Here is a 15,894-nt window from a genome sequence, read left to right on the forward strand (position 1 = left end):
GGGAAGCCGTAGCCATCACGACTGCGGCTTCATTTATTCAATCGGTTCGGTGGCCGCAACTGCATGCGGCAAATTGAACTCCGGTATCGCAGGAAGATTGTTATGAAGGCAGGCATCCATCCCGACTATCACATGATCAAGGTAGTCATGACCGATGGCACCGAATACGAAACCCGCTCGACCTGGGGTTCGGAAGGTGCTGTCATGAACCTCGAAATCGATTCCAAATCGCATCCGGCCTGGACCGGCGGCAACCAGCAGCTGATGGACCGCGGTGGCCGCGTTTCCAAGTTCAACAAGCGTTTCGGCGGCCTCGGCCTCTAATCGCCTCTGCTCAACGGAATTTGAAAAAAAGGCCCGGTTCTGCCGGGCTTTTTTGCGTTCGCAGGCTGGCGCGGTAGCGCAGCAAATGAAAAACCGGCCGCGCAATGCGCAGCCGGTTCAAACGGAATTTGTCAGATCGGTCAGTTGTTGCCGAAGGCCGTCTGCAGCAGGGAAAGCTGGGCCTGCACGCTGTTCTGATTGTCGTGAACGATGACGGCTTCGGCCGGGCGATAGATTTCGCGATCAAGCAGGGCGATGCGGTTCTGCAGGCGTAGCGAGCGCTCGACGAGATCGCGGAAGGATTCCGGCAGATCGCCCCAGCCCGGTGCGGCGCGGTCGACGTTGAAGCCGTCCAGGCGGACCTTGTTCTTCTCGGCCAGGACCTGATCGCGGGACATTTCGCCGTTGTTGACGGCGCGCTGCAGCAGCAGCCAGGAAGCCATCTGCATCAGGCGGGTGGTCAGCCGCATCGATTCCGCGGCGTAGAGGACGGAAGCCATGCGCGGCAGGACCTTGGAGGCTGCGCGGCCCTGGCCGTCGAGATAGGCGGCGGTCTCCTCGACCAGCGACATGCCTTCGGCATAAAGCGCCTTGAACTGCGAGGATGCAGCCGCGCGGCCTGCAAAACTGATCGTGTTCAATCCAACTTCCGACATCGCAATAGTCCCTGTTGCACGCAGCTACTTATGGTCAGGTAACGCCGGCGCCGACGGAGAAGTTTCCCGAGCCGGTTTTTATGACTTTAAGATGGTATCATTAGCGCAAATGCGCAAGCCGTTTCTTAAGAAAGGGTTAATCTCCACAGTTTCATGGAAAACGCGCTGGACGCAGCAAAAAGAAGAGCCGCAAAAGCGGCTCTCAAGGTAAAACAGGGAGAAAAATCAGACCAATTCACCGCGTGGAAAACTGTCTGAGACCCAGAGGAAATCTGGATGAATATAGTAATACCTTATAAAGCTTAATATTTTATTAACATTGTGCTGAATTAAGACTTGAGGCTGGCTCGTTTTGCCTGCCATGGTCTTGTTTTTGAGGTTTTTGCCAGTCACGATCGGAAGAAGCTTTCCGCCGCCTGTCGTCCGGAGGCCTTGCGGGCGGCCTCGGCTTCCAGGCGGGTGATCTCGGTCTTCAGCAACTCCACTCGAGCCTTCAGCTCGTCCACAGAAAGCATGGAGAGATCGGCGCCGATCTCGTGGGCGGTTTTCTTCTGCGGCCGGTCGTCATCGATAAAGCTCATCGGTTCTCCTCCTTTTGCTGCAGGCAGCATGATGGCGAAAAATACGGGCGATGCGGAAGGAAGAATATAGGCCGATCCGGCCTAAACCCACCCTCGTCCTGAGCTTCCCGTTCATGAGTTACGGAAAAAACCGCAGCGCAGTTCTGCGGGACGCTCTATCCGAACTTTACAGCAGGATCGCCGCTTTCGGGAGACTTGCCGGTGCCGCGATCGGCAAGCGACATGCTTTCCGGCGTCAGCATCGGCGAAGTGCCGGTCGGGATCGTCGTATAGGCGTCGCGATCGCTGGCCGGGACGGCGGCGCGGATGCGGCTTCTTATAATGGCATAACCGGTGATCAGCACATGGGCGACCGCGGTGACCAGGAAAAGCGCATGCGGGGTGATCGCCGACATGACGGGGCCGCCGAGCGTTGGGCCGATGACCGTGCCGATGCCGTAGAGGAGCAGCAGGCCGCCGGAGACCTTGACGAAATCCTCCGATGCCGCGAAGTCGTTGGCGTGAGCGACCGCGATCGGGTAGAGCGTATTGGCCACCGCGCCGTAAAGGACAACCAAACCGATCAGCAAGGCGGGCGATGTCGGGTGGAGCATGAAGATCAGCAGGCCGGCGAGGGCGGCGATCGCCGACATGGCGGCGAGCACGTAGCGCCGGTCGATACGATCAGACAGTCGGCCGGCCGGCAACTGCATCATGGCGCCGGCGAAGATGGTGGCGCTCATCATAACGGCGATGCTGGTGTCGGAAAGGCCGGCGCCGGCGCCGAAGACGGCTCCTAACGTGCCGTAGGCGCCGTTGGCGATGCCGACGAGCAGGATGCCGAGGCAGGAGACGGGCGAATTGCGGTAGAGCGCCGGCAGGTCGAGACGCACGGCCTTCAGCGGCTGCGGCGAGGCGGCGGTCGAAAGCGTCGTCGGCAGCATGGCGATGCAATAGAAGATGCCGCAGATCATGAACAGTACCGGCGTGCGCACATCCTCGAGCGGGATCATCATCTGGCCGCCGACGACGCCGAGCAGTGTGATGCCGATATAGAGCGAGAAGATCGCACCGCGGCTTTCATTGCTGGCGCGCTCGTTCAGCCAGCTTTCGATGATCATCGACGTGCCGGCAGTGGAGAAGCCGGTGACGGCGCGCAGGACCACCCACCAGATGGGATCGATGATGATGCCGCTGACGAGCGCGATGATGGCGATGATCGAGATGAAGCCGGAGAAGGCTCTGACATGACCGACGCGGCGCACCAGTTTCGGCGCCACCAGGCAGCCGATGACGAAGCCTCCGGCCCATGAGGTGCCGAGCAGGCCGAGCGTCGTGGTGGCGTAGCCTTCGAGATTGCCGCGCACGGGAAGCAGGATGCCCTGCAGGCCGTTGCCCATGAAAAGGAAGAGCGTGCCAAAGAGCAACGCGGCGACGGACAGCAGATTTCTCTTCATTTCCCCAGACTCGGTCTCAGCGATTGTAAACGGACATAAGGCAAGACATGCGCCTGGCCAGCCTCAAGATGATTGATTGTGCCCCGGAATATCTTTACGGCGTGTCGAGATGCTCTTGTTCGCGCGGAAAAATGTCCGTCCTGTGACATTCCGAAAAATGGAAAAAATAAAGCATGACAAAGCTGATAGCCTTGCTGCTCATGCTTGCCATGGCGATACAGGTGATCAAGCCGCTCGGGCTCCCCGGCCTCCGGCGGCGCATGGATTTCTGGAAGATCGCGCTCATCGCCTTCGGTGTCTGGGCCGTGGCGCTCTTATCGCGCGACTTCCTGATGTAAGCCCGCACGTCCTCCAGGATCGTCAGTCCCGCAGGATGATTTCTCCGCGCATGACGGAAACGCAGCGTCCCGAGATGACGACATCGGTGACGATCCCGCCGGATTTCACGACATCGAGGGCAATGATACTGCGGCGGCCCATTTCAACGCCTTGTTCGATGATGATGCGGACGTCCATATCGGCGTCCGGCGCAAGCGAGACAAGATAGGCGCCGAGTGCTGCCGAAGCGCTGCCGGTCGCCGGATCCTCGGGCACGTTATCGAGGGGGGCAAACATGCGGGCGCGAATGTTCCACGGATTCTCGGCCGACCTGGCATAGACAAAGAGCGAGAAATCGTGGCCGCTCGTCGTCTGGCGGCCTGCGGCTACCTGGAAGCCGGCGAGGTTCGGGCGAGCGGCGGCGAGGGTTTCGAGCCCGTTCAATTCGGCGACGGCGAAGTTCAGGCCGACGGAGGCAAAGACCGGCGCGTGGGTGGTGGTGATGATGAGGCCCGGATCGAGCGAGATGCAACGGGCGACGGTTTCCTCGGCAATGGTGTCGCCGATCGTCAGCGGCTGCGGCGCGCGGATGGCGGTGGCCTCGATCTGTCCGCCGTTGCGTTTCAGGTCGACTTCGACGATGCCGGCCTTTTCCTCGAAGCGCAGCCTGTCGCCGACCGGCTTGCCGAAGATCTCGGCCTGCTGGCCGAGCACGTAGGCGGTGCCGACATTCGGATGGCCGGCGAAAGGGATCTCCATCGTCGGGGTGAAGATGCGCACGCCGGCGGAATTCCGATCGTCTTCGGGCGGCAGAACGAAGGTGACTTCGGAATAGTTGAACTCGGTGGCGATCTTCTGCATCGCCGCATCGCTCAAGCCCCGGGCATCGGAAATGACAGCAAGCGGATTGCCCTCGAAGCGGGTGGAGGTGAAGACGTCGACGGTGACGTAGGAGATGGTGTTCATGGCGGCTCCTGTTGTGGCAGGCCGTCATGAGTAAGCATGGTTTTTTAGGGAATGAAGCGGTTTCTTGTCGCCGTGACAATGAGAGCGGAGCGTCTTACGCGCCGAACTTATTGTCCACGCAACTTCGCCGGTGGCAATGGGGAGGAGCGCGTCTCTCCAGCCCCTCATTCCTGTGCTCTTCAGGGCTTCGCCCAAGGGATGTCACAGGAATCCAGCTATGGCGCGTCCGCACCGTGAGTGAATCAATATTTCAGGGAAAAGAGTCTTTCGCGCCCAATGGACCTGGGCGCACTGGGTTCCTGTGACGAGCACAGGAATGAGGGAGGCCGAGGGGATTAGCGGGAGCGGCACCGTTGTGATTGCCGCCCCCACCCAATCCCAAGTCCAAAAATCAGGCGGCCTTTTCCAAATCCTTCTTCCAGCTGCCCTTGGCGGCGAGGCTGTTCATCTCGGCGCGGTGGGTGAATTCGCGCTGGCCGGCGGCGACGTTTTCAGGCTTGCCGTTCCAGGCCTTGAGGGCGCTGTCCTGCAGGGCGCGGCCGTAGGAGAAGGTGACAAGCCAGGGCAGGTCGCCGGTGGCATTGATGGCGGAAAGATGGGCGGTCGCCTCTTCGGTCGTCTGGCCGCCGGAGAGGAAGGCGATGCCGGGAACGGCAGAGGGAACGGTCGCCTTCAGAACCTTGACGGTGCGTTCGGCAACTTCTTCGACCGAAGCCTTGCGGGCGTTCTTGCCGTCGATCACCATGTTCGGCTTCAGGATCATGCCTTCGAGGCTGACGCGGGCTTCGGCCAATTCCTCGAAGACGATCCGCAGCGTGGCTTCGGTGACTTCGGCGCAGCGGTCGATGTTATGGTCGCCCGGCTTGCCGTCCATCAGGCATTCCGGCTCGACGATCGGCACGATCTTGGCTTCCTGGCAGAGAGCCGCATAGCGGGCGAGCGCGTGAGCGTTGGCACGGACCGAGCCGCGGGTCGGCAGCGAGGACGAGATGGCGATGACGCCGCGCCACTTGGCGAAACGGGCGCCGGCTTCATAATAGCGGGCAAGGCGCTCGCCGAGGCCATCGAGGCCTTCGGTGATGGTTTCGCCGGGAAATTTGGCCATCGGCTTGGCGCCGATATCGACCTTGATGCCGGGAATCGAACCGGCAGCGCGGATGATGTCGACGAAAGGCGTGCCGTCGACGGCCTTCTGGTAGAGCGTCTCTTCGAAAAGAATGACGCCGGAGATATATTTCTTCATCGCCTCGTCGGAGCGGAAGAGCATCTCGCGGTAGTCGCGACGGCTGGTTTCGGTCGATTCGAGGTTGATCGTGTCGAAACGCTTCTTGATGGTGGAGGTCGATTCGTCAGCCGCAAGCAGTCCCCGGCCACCTGCAACCATCTGCACTGCAATGTCTTCCAGTCGTTCGCTCATTCGATCTCTCCACAGCGTTAACATCGGCGGTTTAAGAATATAGGACGGCGATAACAGAAGTTTATAGTGAGGAAAATGGAAGGCTAAGTCACTGAAACGATTGAAATCAGTTCAATCGTTTGAAAAAATGAGATTTTTTTCGTCCCTTGAGCAAAAGACCGCGGAAGGCGTCTCGCCACTGCGGTCTATCCACATGTAAAACCTGCAAAATCGCGTTTTGCGGCGCCGCACCGACTATTGCAAGATGCGACGCCGAATGCGTTTTTTCCCCCGAGGCGCTCTTTCTATCTGGCAGCGTTGAGGACGGCGACGCCGGGAAGTTCCTTGCCTTCCATCCATTCGAGGAAGGCGCCGCCGGCGGTCGAGACATAGGTGAAATCGTCGGCAACGCCCGCATGGTTGAGCGCCGAGACGGTGTCGCCGCCGCCGGCAACCGAGGTGAGCTTGCCGGCTGCCGTGCGCTCGGCGGCGTATTTCGCGGCAGCGACCGTTGCGGTATCGAAGGGCTCGATTTCGAAGGCGCCGAGCGGACCGTTCCAGACGAGCGTTGCGGCGCGCTTGATCCAGGCGTTGATGGCCTCGACCGATCTCGGGCCGACGTCGAGCACCATGGCATCGGCGGGAATGGCGTTGATGTCGACCGTCTCGTTTTCCGCACCCGCCTTGAATTCGCGGGCAATGACGCCGTCTTCCGGCAGGATGATGGCGCAGCCTGATGTCGCGGCCTCGATCATGATCTGCTTGGCGGTATCGGCGAGGTCATGCTCGCAGAGCGACTTGCCGACATTCGTGCCGCGCGCGGCGATGAAGGTGTTGGCCATGCCGCCGCCGATGACGAGGGCATCGACCTTCTTCACGAGATTCATCAGGAGGTCGATCTTGGTCGAAACCTTGGCGCCGCCGACAATTGCGACCACCGGGCGGGCAGGGGCGCCGAGGCCCTTTTCCAACGCTTCCAGCTCGGCCTGCATGGTGCGGCCGGCATAGGCCGGCAGGTGATGGGCAATGCCCTCGGTCGAGGCATGGGCGCGGTGGGCGGCGGAGAAGGCGTCGTTGACATAAATATCGCCGTTGGCGGCAAGCGCCTTGGTAAAGACGGGGTCGTTCTTTTCCTCGCCCTTGTGAAAGCGGGTGTTTTCCAGAAGCAGGATATCACCGTCGTTCATCGCGGCGACGGCGGAAGCGGCAGTCTCGCCAATGCAGTCAGAAGCCGTCGCCACAGCGTGGTCGAGCACTTCCTCGACGGAAGGGGCGATCAGCGACAGCGACAGATCCGGCGAAGGACCGTCCTTCGGCCGGCCGAAATGGGCAAGGAGGATCACCTTGGCGCCCTTGTCGGACAATTCGAGGATCGTCGGCGCCACACGCTCGATGCGCGTCGTATCGGTGACCTTGCCATCCTTGACCGGAACGTTGAGGTCGACGCGGACGAGAACGCGCTTGCCGCTGATGTCGGTGAGATCGTCGAGGGTCTTGAAAGCAGGCATGGGGAGGATCCAGTCTTGGTTGGCGGAAGTTGCGCCGACCATAGCAAGGATCATTCGAGACGCAAGGCGTTCAACGGCCGTTTTCGCGTCTGGCTTCGTCGCCTCCTGCCGATGCTTTCGGCGAGCCTTCGGAGGCCGCCGCTTCGCGATTCCGGCGTCCCTTCAGTCGCTCGCGGATGCGCTGAATGATGTCCTTGAGATTGATGAAGATCGGCAGGGTGATTGCCGGTTCGACCGCTTCGAGCGACATGCCGACGGAGGTGACGTGGTCGTGTTCGTCGAGATCGCGGACGATGAGAATGATCGAGCCGAGGCGGACGCGGTCGGCATAATCGGCCTTGCCGCCGAGGCGCTGCCGCATCAATTCGGCGATCGTCAGGCCTTTTTCGGACTCGTTGAGCAGGCCGGGACCGTAAGCGGCGTCAAGATCGGCGGCGGGGCGGGCAGGCGAGAGCGCGAAGGCGCCGAAGAATTCTGCATCGTCTTCGTCCACGGGCGCACGGCTGGCGAAGAGCCGGTCGAGCAGGCGGGAGTAGCTTGGCACGATGAAGAGGTAGACGAGATCGTTTTCGCGCAGGCGCCCGGCATATTGATAACGCATCGACTTGCCGTCGCGGATGACGAGCGAGGGCGTCGCCCAACGCGGGATGCGCTCGCCTCGCAGCACCGGACTATCCTTGATGACGCGATAGGAGAGCAGTTCGTGGTTGGCGGCGCCCGGCAGGTCGACCTCGACCTTGTCGACGGCGCCGATGCGCGGCGGAATGATGAGGCCGAGCTTCTTGGCGACGGGCTTGATCGTCCAGCCCTGGACGAGCAGAGAGACTAGCACGATGATGAAGGCGGTATTGAAATAGAGCTGGCCGTTCTCCAGCCCGCCGAGGATCGGCATGATGGCAAGCAGGATGGAGACGGCGCCGCGCAGGCCGACCCAGGCGACGAAGCCGATTTCCTGCTGCGTGTAATCGAAGGGAAGCAGCGACAGCCAGATCGCCAGCGGCCGGGCGACAAAGATCAGGAAGAAGGCGAGCAGGATGGCGGGCACGATGATGACGGGGAATTGCGACGGGGTGGCGAGCAGGCCGAGCACCAGGAACATGATGATCTGCGCCAGCCACGTCATGCCGTCCTGGAAGCGTTTGATGGTGCCGATCGCCTGCATCTTGCGGTTTCCGGCATAGATACCGGCAACATAGACGGCGAGGAAGCCGCTGCCGCCGACCGCGCCGGCGAAGGAGAAGACGAGCAGGGCGAGAGCCAGCACGAAGATCGGGGTCAGGCCGCGGTCGGTGTCGAGTTTGCTGACAATCAGCACGATCATCATCCCGCCGAGCAGGCCGAGGATGACCCCGAGGCCCATCTGCTGCACAAACATGGCGAGCATGCCGATGTTGATGCCGGCGTAACGCTCGCCACTCGCCAGGACTTCGACGAGAGCAATGGTGAGGAAGATCGCCATCGGGTCGTTGGTGCCGGATTCGACTTCGAGCGTCGAGCGCACCTTGTCGCGAATATTGATGCCGCCGATGCGCAAGAGGAAGAAGACGGCGGCGGCATCCGTCGACGCCACGATCGAGCCGAGCAGCAGACCTTCGAGCCAAGTGAAGTTCAAAAGCCACATGGCGGCGAAGGCAAAGAGCGAGGCGGTGATCAGCACGCCCACGGAGGCGAGCGTGAGAGAGGGCACGGCTGCCAGCCGGAAGGCCTGCATCGGCGTGCCGAAGCCGGAATCGAACAGGATGACGGCCAGCGCGATGGAGCCGAGAATATAGGCCAGATAGTTGTTGCTGAATTCGATGCCGAGGCCGTCGACGCCGGCGGCAAGGCCGATCATCAGAAACAGCAGCAGCAACGGGGCGCCGAAGCGGAAGGCGAGCAGGCTCGAAAAAGCGGCAAGAAGCACGAGCGCCGTCGCAACCAGCACTACGATATAGAACGCTTCCATGCCCACCCCTTTCCATCGAATGCTTGCAGATGCGGCCACCCCCGGCCGATCTGCCTTGTCTCAACCCCTCCACTACGCGCGTCGATGCATCAGTAAACGGCAAAACGGCAGAGAAGGGTAGGCCTTGCGGCTTAACCTCGTCTCGTGCTGCATCATGCTGCTGAACGGCTGCCGGACGGCCACCGACACGGAAATGCTACGGGAGAAACTCTCTACAAAGAATGTATAATCAAATCAGGCAAGAGCAGGGCGAAAGGCACGGAGATCAATTTTTCCTGCCGATAAACTGCGGCAGGATAAGGCCCGCTCCTGCGTCCAACGCGGCCCGTTTCGCTTGGTAACGGGAAGAAGGGATCGCAGCCGCGGATTGGGCGAGTGCTCTCACAACACTGCCTGAAGTATGATCACGGCGAGAAACGAAACACCGATGACCGCGGCAACCCGGATGACCAGACGATCAGCCTTTGCCAGCACGGCAGGTCTGACGTCCCGCTTCGGGTGAAACCGCTGCCGCCGCTTGAGGGTGGTGTGGGACAAGCGTTTGTGCGCCTCTGCCATTTATCGCCTCCGCTGGATCATTTCAGCCGTTGTGCAGCGTTATGCATTTCCCAATCTATCACGCTTGGCCAGCGGATTGCCAATCGTGATTCCATTCGTTGCGGCATACGGATTCCATCGCTCGGAGGCGCTTCCAAAAAGGAAGATGATGCAGATGGACTGTCAGTCTTGGGGGTCCTCGCCGTCGTCGGTCAGATCCTCGACCGGAACCAGGAAAACGACGAATTCGTCGTCGATGGTCCTTTGCGGATCGTCGTCGAATTCATAGGCGTGCTCGACTTCGCTGGCTTCCTCGGCGGTCGCCTTGCGCAGGCTGAGCGTCGCCTTGCGGTCCCACAGGGGCTTGCCTTCGGATTTCAGAACGGTCAGGTCGTCGCGAAAATCTTCCGCCTCGAAGAAATGCGTGGCTTCTTCATGGTTTTTCGAACGAAAGCTGGCAACGGCACGGCCGGCGATTTCAACGGTAAAGTAATCCATCCATCTCTCTTTATCTGCCCAGGGACGCGATGCGGCTGCAGGGCTATCAACGGCGCCGTCGCCGGTTTCGAACCGATCTGGCGTGAGGCCTATAACAAAACGGCCCGGTTTCCCGGGCCGCTTTCGAAGATTCAATCGTCAGGCTCTCAGATGAGCTTGGCGAAGGCGACGGCCGTGTCGGACATGCGGCTGGAGAAGCCCCATTCGTTGTCGTACCAGGACAGGACGCGCACGAAGTTGCCTTCCATGACCTTCGTCTGATCGGTCGCGAAGATCGAGGAGTGGCTGTCGTGGTTGAAGTCGCGGGAGACCAGCGGCTCGTCGGTGTAGCCGAGGATGCCCTTCAGCGCGCCATTGGAGGCGGCCTTGATGGCTTCGTTGATTTCGCCGACCGTGGTCGCCTTCTTGGAGACGAACTTGAAGTCGACGACCGAAACGTTCGGGGTGGGAACGCGGATCGAGGTGCCGTCGAGCTTGCCCTTGAGGTGCGGCAGCACGAGGCCGACGGCCTTGGCTGCGCCGGTCGAGGTCGGGATCATTGAAAGGGCGGCCGCGCGGGCGCGATACAGGTCCTTGTGCATCGTGTCGAGCGTCGGCTGGTCGCCGGTGTAGGAGTGGATGGTCGTCATGAAGCCGTGGTCGATGCCTACGGCGTCGTCGAGAACCTTGACGACCGGCACCAGGCAGTTGGTGGTGCAGGAGGCGTTGGAGATGACCATGTGCTCCTTGGTGAGCTGGTCATGGTTGACGCCGTAAACGACGGTCAGGTCGGCGCCGTCGGCAGGGGCCGAGACGATGACGCGCTTGGCGCCGGCCGTCAGATGAGCGGCGGCCTTGTCGCGGGCAGTGAAAATGCCCGTGCATTCCATGGCAATGTCGACGCCGAGTTCGCGGTGCGGAAGCGTTGCCGGATCCTTGATCGCCGTAACCTTGATCGGCTTGCCGTTGCCGACGGTGATCGTGTCACCTTCGACCTTCACGTTTGCCGGGAACTTGCCGTGGATCGAGTCGTAGCGCAGGAGGTGGGCGTTGGTCTCGACCGGGCCGAGGTCGTTGATGGCGACGACTTCGATGTCGGTGCGACCGGATTCGACGATAGCGCGAAGGACGTTACGGCCGATGCGGCCGAAACCATTGATGGCAACCTTGACTGTCATGTTCATTCACTCCCGATAGAATAGGGCCCCATGGAGAGGGCCTGGAATTGAGGAGATGGAGAGCGCCTCAAGGCGCCCTCTTTAAAGCTTTGCTTCGGCAGCCGCAACGACGGCGTCGGCGGTGATGCCGAAATGCTTGTAAACGTCCTTGACCGGGCCGGACGCGCCAAAGCCCTTCATGCCGATGAAAGTGCCTTCCGGTCCGATGAAGGCGTCCCAGCCCTCGCGGACGGCGGCTTCGACGGCGATCTTGACCGGCGAGTTGCCGAGAACATCCTTCCGGTAGGCGTCCGGCTGCTCGAAGAACAGTTCTGTGCAGGGCACCGAGACGACGCGCACCGAAACACCCTTGGCTTCGAGAACGGCGCGAGCGGCGACGGCGATTTCGACTTCCGAGCCGGAGGCGAAGATCGTCACCTTGGCGTCGGCATTGCCGGCGAGCGTATAAGCGCCCTGTTCGCAAAGGTTCTTTTCGCTGTATTCGGTGCGGGCCGGGTTGAGGTTCTGCCGCGTCAGGGCAAGGCCCGACGGACGGTTGTGCGTCTTGATGGCGATCTGCCAGCATTCCGCCGTTTCCGTGGCGTCGGCCGGCCGGAAGACCAGCAGGTTCGGGATGGCGCGCAGGCCGGCGAGCTGTTCGACCGGCTGGTGCGTCGGGCCGTCTTCGCCGACGCCGATCGAGTCGTGCGTCAGGACGTGGATGACGCGGATGCCCATCAGTGCTGCGAGGCGGATCGGCGGGCGGCAATAATCCGAGAAGATCAGGAAGCCGCCGCTATAGGGAATGAGGCCGCCATGCAGCGCGATGCCGTTCATGGCGGACGCCATGCCGTGCTCGCGGATGCCCCAATGCACGTAACGGCCGGCGAAATCCGTCGGCGTGATCGAGTGCATCTGGCTGGTCTTGGTGTTGTTCGACGGCGTCAGGTCGGCGGAGCCACCGAGGGTTTCCGGCACGAAGCCGTTGATGATTTCGAGTGCATCCTCGGATGCCTTGCGGGTTGCAACCGTCGGCCTGGTCTCGGCGAGCTTCTTCTTATACGCGCTGATCGCAGCATCGAAACCTTCCGGCAGGTCGCCTGCCATACGGCGGGAGAATTCCGCTCTGGCCGGCGATCTGGATAGAGTTTCTTCCCATGCCTTGACGATATTGTCGCAGCGGGTGCCGGCCGAACGCCATGCCTCGAGAATGTCGGAAGGGACGACGAAGGGCTCGTAATCCCAGTTCAGAGCCTTGCGGGTGGCGGCGATTTCATCGGCGCCGAGCGGGCTGCCGTGAACCTTGTGGCTGCCGGCCTTGTTCGGCGCACCAAAGCCGATGACCGTCTTGCAGGCGATGAAGGTCGGGCGATCAGACTTGTGGGCGGCCTCGATCGCATCCGCGATGGCGGCCTGATCGTGACCGTCGATCTCGATGGTGTTCCAGTGGACGGCCTTGAAGCGGGCGATCTGGTCGGTCGAATCCGACAGCGAGACGGCGCCGTCGATGGTGATCGAGTTATTGTCCCAGAAGAGGATCAACTTGTTCAGCTTCAGATGGCCGGCAAGCGCGATCGCCTCATGGCTGATTCCTTCCATCAGGCAGCCGTCGCCGTTGATGACGTAGGTATAGTGATCCTGCAAGTCCGCACCGAATTCCTCGCGCAGCTTGCGCTCGGCGATCGCCATGCCGACGGCGTTGGCGATGCCCTGGCCGAGCGGGCCGGTCGTGGTTTCGATTCCGGTCGCATGGCCGTATTCCGGGTGGCCGGCGGTCTTGGAGCCGACCTGGCGGAACTGCTTCAGATCCTCGACCGTCATATCGGGATAGCCGGTCAAATAGAGCAGCGAGTAGAGGAGCATCGAGCCGTGGCCGGCAGAGAGCACGAAGCGGTCACGGTTCGGCCAGTGTGGCTTCTTCGGATCAAAGCGCAGATATTTGGTGAACAGGACCGTTGCCACGTCAGCCATGCCCATCGGCATGCCCGGGTGGCCGGAATTCGCCTTTTCAACGGCGTCCATGGCGAGGAAACGGATCGCATTCGCCATCCGGTCGTTTTGTTCGGGAGAGGTCATGGCTTTTCCGCAAGCTCCGAGTGTCGGGGGATGGCCTCGAGCCTCCAAGACCATCGAATGAAAGCGGCAGAGACATAGCAGTTGGAACGGGCAAGTCAATAAATGGCGGGCCGAATCCGGCGGGGCTGCGGCGATTTTTGACATTTGCTCGCGCGATTATACAAATGACAAATTTTATGCTGCAGGCACCGATAAAACGCTCATCCACAAGATAGGCCGGCGGACGGGTAGGGGCATTTATTGACGGGCCGTTGGCGAGCTGCATATCCTTTTTGAAATCACAGGATCGGTGCAGAATGCCGATTCGCGGATCCTGCGCGGGAATCGGAAAGGCATGATGCCCACAGGCAAAACCATGGAAGCAGCGCTGAACGAGCTGAGACAGGCAATTTCGAGCCTCGAAAACGCCGTCGACATGCGCATCGAGCGGCAGCGCGAGCAAGGGGAGATCGAGGGCGAGGTGCGGCGCGTGCATGCTGACCGCTCCCGGCTGGCGCAGGAGCTCGACCAGGCCGAATTCCGCGCCAATCGGCTGGAAGAGGTCAATCGCGAAGTATCGCGGCGGCTGGTGACGGCCATGGAAACGATCCGCGCGGTTCTGGATCGCTGATAAGAAAGAACATGACATGGCGCAGGTGACGGTAACGATCGACGGCAAGGCCTATCGCATGGCATGCGAGGAAGGGCAGGAAGATCATCTGACTGATCTTGCCACGCGTTTCGATCGCTATGTCGGCCATCTCAAGGGTCAGTTCGGTGAGATCGGCGATCTCAGGATCACCGTCATGGCCGGCATCATGATCATGGACGAAATTGCCGAACTGACGCGCCGCGTTGCCGGCCTGGAATCCGAGCTCGAGTCGCTGCGCGGCAACCGCGACACGGTGCTTGCCGCGACCGCCCGCACCGAGGAAACGCTGGCGGCAGCGCTCAGCGAGGTGTCGAGCCGCATCCGCGGCATCACCGACAAGCTAAACGGTCGCTCCGCCCCCGAGCTCAATTGACTTCAATTAAATCGGTCCGGCCTGCCGTCGCCACTGGCGCGTCGATGCAAACGCCCTTATATATCGCGATGCGGTCTGCGCCTCTCGACAGGAACCACAATCCCTGGGGCCATACTCGATCCAAAGGGAGCTGTCCCTGGCCAGGCCCGTGGGCCTGGACACACGGTGCCCACCTACGTTTGTAGGCGCCCAGGATCGTAAACATCCATCGGTCGTCGTGGATCGCACTTCTCTCCATCGCCGGCAAAGGCAGCAGATCGATAGGCGAACGCGGCTCGTGCGTCGGCCTTTTTTGCGCAGGTGCGACTACCTCCTTTATGACGGTATCGTGATATCTGGATGACGCATTCTCGCTTCTGCGATTCAGCACCCCTAAAACGCGTCGCATCAAAATTTGATTCATGCGCTTTAGCCCTTTGTTTTATGCATGTCATTGTCCGGAACAGCTGCACAAGTCCGGGCGACATGCATTAATCGACCGGATAGGGCCCTTCGGCGAAATTTTCGTCGTGATAGCCTTTGGAGCCGACCTCGAGCGACAATGGGCTGCGCCATTCGCGTTTCTGCCGCAGGCAATCGAGCACGAAGCGGAAATCATAGCGCGGCTGCCAGCCGAGTTCGCGCCGTGCGCGCTCGTTCACGTAGACGCGGTCGAGCGCCGGGAACATCTTCCAGCCATGTTCGGCATAGAGGCCGCGGACTCCCGGAAAGAGCCGCTCGACGGCCGCAGGCGCGTCGCGCCTGATCTCGGCGAGATCGTCTGGTGAAAACGGCGTGGTGGCCGAGATGATGTAGCGACTGAAGCCGATCGGACGCGCCTTTTCGAGGGCGAGGAGATGGGCGCCGACCACATCGGCGATATCGACGCGGCGATGGAGCAACTCGTTGGCCTGGGCATTTGCCGGCGAATAGGCGTTGCGAATGTCAGGATCGTCGTCGCTCTCGGGAAAGAAACGCGACGTCCTCAGAATAGCGACCGGCAATGCGAATTTGCGAGCGAAGAGTTCGCACATACTTTCGGCAGCGAGTTTGGTCACGCCGTAAATGTTCCTCGCGACCGGAAGCACGTCCTCGGTGATCCATGCGGCCGGTTGGCCGGCGGCCGGCGTCAATGCCGCGCCGAAGGTGCTGGTGGTGCTGGTGAAGACGAAACTTGCAACGCGTGCGGCGGCCGCCTCTTCAAGCAGGTTGAGCGTGCCGCCGATATTGGTGTCGACGAAATCCTGACTGCCGTGAGTGGCCACATGCGGCTTGTGCAGCGTGGCGGCATGGATGACGCGGCTGATTCCCGACATCGCCTGCCGGACGAAGCCGCGGTCGCCGATGGAGCCGACTGCGTCGGTGAAATCCGAAGGCTTGATGTCGATGCCGCGCGCCGATCGGCTTTGCGCCTTCAGGACGCGCATCAGCGCCTCGCCGAGATGGCCGGCGCTTCCCGTCACCAGTATCGTCATCGCATTTTCTCCAGACCGTTTCCGCGGCGGAGGCTATTGAGACCGGCATTTTCGGACAA

At 61.2% G+C, this 15,894-nt stretch carries 16 protein-coding genes and 1 other RNA gene; 5 read left to right on the forward strand and 12 right to left on the reverse strand.

Going from position 1 to position 15,894, the window contains the following annotated elements; translation table 11 throughout:
• Positions 1 to 102 precede the first annotated feature (102 nt).
• Entirely contained in the window at positions 103 to 324 is a 222-nt protein-coding gene (gene rpmE, locus GGI60_RS19990; protein ID WP_003566413.1) for a 50S ribosomal protein L31, read from the forward strand.
• A 140-nt stretch (positions 325 to 464) separates the two neighbouring features.
• Here rpmE and GGI60_RS19995 read toward each other — a convergent pair whose 3' ends face one another.
• The 3 genes from GGI60_RS19995 to GGI60_RS20005 all read right to left on the reverse strand — a co-directional run bounded on the left by GGI60_RS19995 (position 465) and on the right by GGI60_RS20005 (position 2,997).
• Positions 465 to 980, reverse strand: a complete 516-nt coding sequence (locus GGI60_RS19995) for a DUF1465 family protein (protein ID WP_004679442.1) — start codon at positions 978 to 980, stop codon at positions 465 to 467.
• A gap of 389 nt (positions 981 to 1,369) precedes the next feature.
• Positions 1,370 to 1,561 (reverse strand): DUF1192 domain-containing protein, encoded by a 192-nt coding sequence (locus tag GGI60_RS20000; RefSeq protein WP_183841359.1) that lies wholly within the window; start codon positions 1,559 to 1,561, stop codon positions 1,370 to 1,372.
• 155 nt (positions 1,562 to 1,716) lie between these two features.
• Positions 1,717 to 2,997 carry an MFS transporter gene (locus GGI60_RS20005; RefSeq protein ID WP_183918054.1) on the reverse strand — a complete coding sequence of 427 codons (1,281 nt, stop codon included), beginning with the start codon at positions 2,995 to 2,997 and terminating at the stop codon, positions 1,717 to 1,719.
• Between the two features lie 173 nt (positions 2,998 to 3,170).
• On the opposite strand from GGI60_RS20005, the gene GGI60_RS20010 reads away from it, so the two are divergent.
• On the forward strand, positions 3,171 to 3,335 hold the full coding sequence (locus GGI60_RS20010) for a hypothetical protein (RefSeq protein ID WP_097664134.1): 165 nt from the start codon (positions 3,171 to 3,173) through the stop codon (positions 3,333 to 3,335).
• Between the two features lie 22 nt (positions 3,336 to 3,357).
• Here the strand turns inward: GGI60_RS20010 and GGI60_RS20015 are convergent, their stop codons facing one another.
• The 8 genes from GGI60_RS20015 to tkt form a co-directional block, all read right to left on the reverse strand.
• Positions 3,358 to 4,281 (reverse strand): PhzF family phenazine biosynthesis protein, encoded by a 924-nt coding sequence (locus tag GGI60_RS20015; RefSeq protein ID WP_183918055.1) that lies wholly within the window; start codon positions 4,279 to 4,281, stop codon positions 3,358 to 3,360.
• Positions 4,282 to 4,672: 391 nt separating this feature from the next.
• Positions 4,673 to 5,698, reverse strand: coding sequence for a class I fructose-bisphosphate aldolase (locus GGI60_RS20020; RefSeq protein WP_183918057.1), 1,026 nt, complete (start codon positions 5,696 to 5,698; stop codon positions 4,673 to 4,675).
• 284 nt (positions 5,699 to 5,982) lie between these two features.
• Positions 5,983 to 7,185 (reverse strand): phosphoglycerate kinase, encoded by a 1,203-nt coding sequence (locus GGI60_RS20025; protein WP_183918059.1) that lies wholly within the window; start codon positions 7,183 to 7,185, stop codon positions 5,983 to 5,985.
• Positions 7,186 to 7,255: 70 nt separating this feature from the next.
• Entirely contained in the window at positions 7,256 to 9,130 is a 1,875-nt protein-coding gene (locus GGI60_RS20030) for a potassium/proton antiporter (RefSeq protein WP_183918061.1), read from the reverse strand.
• A 381-nt stretch (positions 9,131 to 9,511) separates the two neighbouring features.
• Complete coding sequence (locus GGI60_RS20035) at positions 9,512 to 9,688, reverse strand: hypothetical protein (protein WP_183918063.1); 177 nt, start codon at positions 9,686 to 9,688, stop codon at positions 9,512 to 9,514.
• Positions 9,689 to 9,850: 162 nt separating this feature from the next.
• Entirely contained in the window at positions 9,851 to 10,165 is a 315-nt protein-coding gene (locus tag GGI60_RS20040; RefSeq protein ID WP_183918065.1) for a hypothetical protein, read from the reverse strand.
• Between the two features lie 146 nt (positions 10,166 to 10,311).
• Positions 10,312 to 11,322 (reverse strand): type I glyceraldehyde-3-phosphate dehydrogenase, encoded by a 1,011-nt coding sequence (gap, locus tag GGI60_RS20045; protein ID WP_183918067.1) that lies wholly within the window; start codon positions 11,320 to 11,322, stop codon positions 10,312 to 10,314.
• A gap of 81 nt (positions 11,323 to 11,403) precedes the next feature.
• Positions 11,404 to 13,377: a transketolase gene (gene tkt / locus GGI60_RS20050; RefSeq protein WP_183918069.1), complete on the reverse strand. Its 1,974-nt coding sequence runs from the start codon at positions 13,375 to 13,377 to the stop codon at positions 11,404 to 11,406.
• Positions 13,378 to 13,711: 334 nt separating this feature from the next.
• On the opposite strand from tkt, the gene GGI60_RS20055 reads away from it, so the two are divergent.
• From GGI60_RS20055 to ssrS, 3 genes are all read left to right on the forward strand, one after another.
• Positions 13,712 to 13,987 (forward strand): DUF4164 domain-containing protein, encoded by a 276-nt coding sequence (locus GGI60_RS20055; protein WP_009994078.1) that lies wholly within the window; start codon positions 13,712 to 13,714, stop codon positions 13,985 to 13,987.
• Positions 13,988 to 14,003: 16 nt separating this feature from the next.
• Positions 14,004 to 14,381 (forward strand): cell division protein ZapA, encoded by a 378-nt coding sequence (locus tag GGI60_RS20060; protein WP_183918072.1) that lies wholly within the window; start codon positions 14,004 to 14,006, stop codon positions 14,379 to 14,381.
• A 69-nt stretch (positions 14,382 to 14,450) separates the two neighbouring features.
• Positions 14,451 to 14,609, forward strand: a non-coding RNA gene (gene ssrS / locus GGI60_RS20065) — 6S RNA.
• Between the two features lie 242 nt (positions 14,610 to 14,851).
• Here the strand turns inward: ssrS and GGI60_RS20070 are convergent.
• Complete coding sequence (locus GGI60_RS20070; protein ID WP_183918074.1) at positions 14,852 to 15,835, reverse strand: NAD-dependent epimerase/dehydratase family protein; 984 nt, start codon at positions 15,833 to 15,835, stop codon at positions 14,852 to 14,854.
• Between the last annotated feature and the right edge of the window lie 59 nt (positions 15,836 to 15,894).

Origin of the sequence: Rhizobium lentis (genome assembly GCF_014200175.1) — a bacterium.
GTDB lineage: Bacteria > Pseudomonadota > Alphaproteobacteria > Rhizobiales > Rhizobiaceae > Rhizobium > Rhizobium mulingense.

Excerpts from the sequence above, each read along its gene's own strand:
- GGI60_RS20025 (WP_183918059.1), bottom strand. The coding sequence starts at position 7,185 with ATGCCTGCTTTCAAGACCCTCGACGATCTCACCGACATCAGCGGCAAG.
- gap (WP_183918067.1), bottom strand. The coding sequence starts at position 11,322 with ATGACAGTCAAGGTTGCCATCAATGGTTTCGGCCGCATCGGCCGTAAC.
- GGI60_RS20030 (WP_183918061.1), bottom strand. The coding sequence starts at position 9,130 with ATGGAAGCGTTCTATATCGTAGTGCTGGTTGCGACGGCGCTCGTGCTT.
- GGI60_RS20000 (WP_183841359.1), bottom strand. The coding sequence starts at position 1,561 with ATGAGCTTTATCGATGACGACCGGCCGCAGAAGAAAACCGCCCACGAG.
- GGI60_RS20040 (WP_183918065.1), bottom strand. The coding sequence starts at position 10,165 with ATGGATTACTTTACCGTTGAAATCGCCGGCCGTGCCGTTGCCAGCTTT.
- GGI60_RS20020 (WP_183918057.1), bottom strand. The coding sequence starts at position 5,698 with ATGAGCGAACGACTGGAAGACATTGCAGTGCAGATGGTTGCAGGTGGC.
- GGI60_RS19995 (WP_004679442.1), bottom strand. The coding sequence starts at position 980 with ATGTCGGAAGTTGGATTGAACACGATCAGTTTTGCAGGCCGCGCGGCT.
- GGI60_RS20055 (WP_009994078.1), top strand. The coding sequence starts at position 13,712 with ATGATGCCCACAGGCAAAACCATGGAAGCAGCGCTGAACGAGCTGAGA.
- tkt (WP_183918069.1), bottom strand. The coding sequence starts at position 13,377 with ATGACCTCTCCCGAACAAAACGACCGGATGGCGAATGCGATCCGTTTC.
- GGI60_RS20060 (WP_183918072.1), top strand. The coding sequence starts at position 14,004 with ATGGCGCAGGTGACGGTAACGATCGACGGCAAGGCCTATCGCATGGCA.
- GGI60_RS20035 (WP_183918063.1), bottom strand. The coding sequence starts at position 9,688 with ATGGCAGAGGCGCACAAACGCTTGTCCCACACCACCCTCAAGCGGCGG.
- GGI60_RS20015 (WP_183918055.1), bottom strand. The coding sequence starts at position 4,281 with ATGAACACCATCTCCTACGTCACCGTCGACGTCTTCACCTCCACCCGC.
- rpmE (WP_003566413.1), top strand. The coding sequence starts at position 103 with ATGAAGGCAGGCATCCATCCCGACTATCACATGATCAAGGTAGTCATG.
- GGI60_RS20070 (WP_183918074.1), bottom strand. The coding sequence starts at position 15,835 with ATGACGATACTGGTGACGGGAAGCGCCGGCCATCTCGGCGAGGCGCTG.
- GGI60_RS20010 (WP_097664134.1), top strand. The coding sequence starts at position 3,171 with ATGACAAAGCTGATAGCCTTGCTGCTCATGCTTGCCATGGCGATACAG.
- GGI60_RS20005 (WP_183918054.1), bottom strand. The coding sequence starts at position 2,997 with ATGAAGAGAAATCTGCTGTCCGTCGCCGCGTTGCTCTTTGGCACGCTC.